This window comes from Methylobacterium sp. WL116, from assembly GCF_008039455.1.
In the GTDB taxonomy this organism is placed as follows: Bacteria; Pseudomonadota; Alphaproteobacteria; order Rhizobiales; family Beijerinckiaceae; genus Methylobacterium.
Map to the genome: position 1 here is coordinate 1 of NZ_VRUV01000735.1, position 1736 is coordinate 1736.

At 72.9% G+C, this 1736-nt stretch carries 2 protein-coding genes and 1 pseudogene; 2 read left to right on the forward strand and 1 reads right to left on the reverse strand.

The genetic code is table 11. The features are described from left to right. A pseudogene (locus FV223_RS26765) lies at positions 1-239 on the reverse strand (polysaccharide biosynthesis protein); the annotation flags it as partial. 175 nt (positions 240-414) lie between these two features. Here FV223_RS26765 and FV223_RS26770 point away from each other — a divergent pair. Beyond that, positions 415-1020 carry a serine acetyltransferase gene (locus tag FV223_RS26770; protein ID WP_243936041.1) on the forward strand — a complete coding sequence of 202 codons (606 nt, stop codon included), beginning with the start codon at positions 415-417 and terminating at the stop codon, positions 1018-1020. Then, positions 1017-1670 (forward strand): serine acetyltransferase, encoded by a 654-nt coding sequence (locus FV223_RS26775; protein WP_243949436.1) that lies wholly within the window; start codon positions 1017-1019, stop codon positions 1668-1670. Before FV223_RS26770 ends, FV223_RS26775 begins: the two co-directional genes overlap by 4 nt. Positions 1671-1736 lie beyond the last annotated feature (66 nt).

The window sequence follows — 1736 nt, forward strand, 5'->3', positions numbered from 1 at the left end:
CCCGCGAGCGCGTCGGCCCGCGCCTCCGGCGCGCAGGCGCCGATGCGGGCGGCGAAGGTCAGCGTCGTGCCGAAATCGGCGGCGATCAGGGCGATCGCCAGGGCGGCGAGCGCGATGCCGTAATGGCCGAGCACCTCAGGCCCCGCCCCCTTCGCGACCATCACGAAGGCCGCGAAACCCGCGAGCAGGTAGATGCCGCGGCCGGCCGCCTGACCGACCAGGTTGATGCCGTAGCGCATCCCCCTTCGGTCCCGGCCCGTATCGGTTCGATTCACCACCATACGCATCTTTCGGTGATTTTCGCCGGAAAAATGCTACCTATGATTGTAGGATAGCACGACCCAGACGACGCATACCTCGAAAATCGCCTTATGGTTGCGCTTATAAGTATTATACAACCGTAAAGAGAGTGACATGCCTAAGCCAGCCGACATGCTCGCGGCCCGGGATCTCGCGGGGACCGAGACCGCCGCAGGCACAGCGATCTCCTGGGCGGAGACCCGCGCGGCGCTGCGCGCCGACCGGGCGCACTGGGCGCGCCGCATCCCCGGCCCGGTGCGCCTGCGCCGCGGCTACCAGGCGATCTGGCTCTACCGGATGTCGCGCTACGCCCACGAGAACGGCTGGCGGATGGCGGCCTGGCTGCTCTGGATCGTCAACGGCTGGCTGACGGGCTCGGACATCCCGCCCTCGACCCGGATCGCCGGCGGGATGTTCCTGCCCCATCCCTACGGCACGATCATCGCGGGCGCCGTCGGCCGCGACGCCGCCTTCGGCTTCCAGGCCTCGATCGGCGGCCTCTACAAGACCCCGGACCGCGACGTCGGCGGCGGCCCGGGGCTGCCGCGCCTCGGCGACGACGTGGTCCTCGAGCCGGCCTCGATCGTGCTGGGCGCGGTGCTGATCGGCGACCGGTCCCGGGTCGGGCCGCGCTGCCTCGTGCTCAAGGATCTCGACGCCGACACCGACCTGGCACCGACCGACTGGCGCGCGCTGCCGGGACGGAGCGCCGTGTCGTGAGCGACGACCGGACGCCCTCCGAATCGGTCCTCGACCACGCCCGCCCGGCGGTCCTGCGCAGGTTGCTCGCCGCCGACCTCGAGCGGATCGTGCGCCAGATCAGCGGCGGCAGGCCGATGTCGCGCTCCCGCGCGGCGATGATGGTGCTGCTGCCGGCGATGCAGTGCGCCGTGTTCCACCGCGTCGCCCACCTGCTGCACCGGCGCGGGTGGCGGCGGACGGCCGCCGCCGTCGCCGGGCTGTCGGTGCGCCTCACCGGCGCGTCCTTCCATCCCGGATCGCGGATCGGCCCCGGGCTGTTCGTGCCGCACCCGGCACGGATCGCCTTCTGCGGCACGGCGGGACGCGACCTTGTGATCCTGCCGGCGGTGGTGGTCGCGCCGGACCGGCCGGTGCTGGCCGCCGCGCCGTTCCCGCCGGACGCGCCGCACCTCGGCGACGGGGTCGTGGTCGGCGCGCACGCCCTGGTCATGGGCGCGGTGACGATCGGCGATGCGGCGATGGTCGGCGTCGGCGTCGCCACCCTGCGGGACATCCCGGCCGGGACCGTCTCGATGCAGCGCCTGCGCCAGACCAGCGTCTCCACGCTCGGCCGGGATCCCGGGATCGTGCAGGATTCCGCGATCGCCCAGGACAGGAGCGCCGCATGAGCCGCGCCCACGTTCGCGATCACGCGGCCCGGCACCGTCCGGCGGCGGGCCGGCGGGGCGCGTCAG

Bases quoted from the DNA above. Each gene is read 5' to 3' on its own strand.
- FV223_RS26770 (WP_243936041.1), top strand. From the start codon at position 415: ATGCCTAAGCCAGCCGACATGCTCGCGGCCCGGGATCTCGCGGGGACC.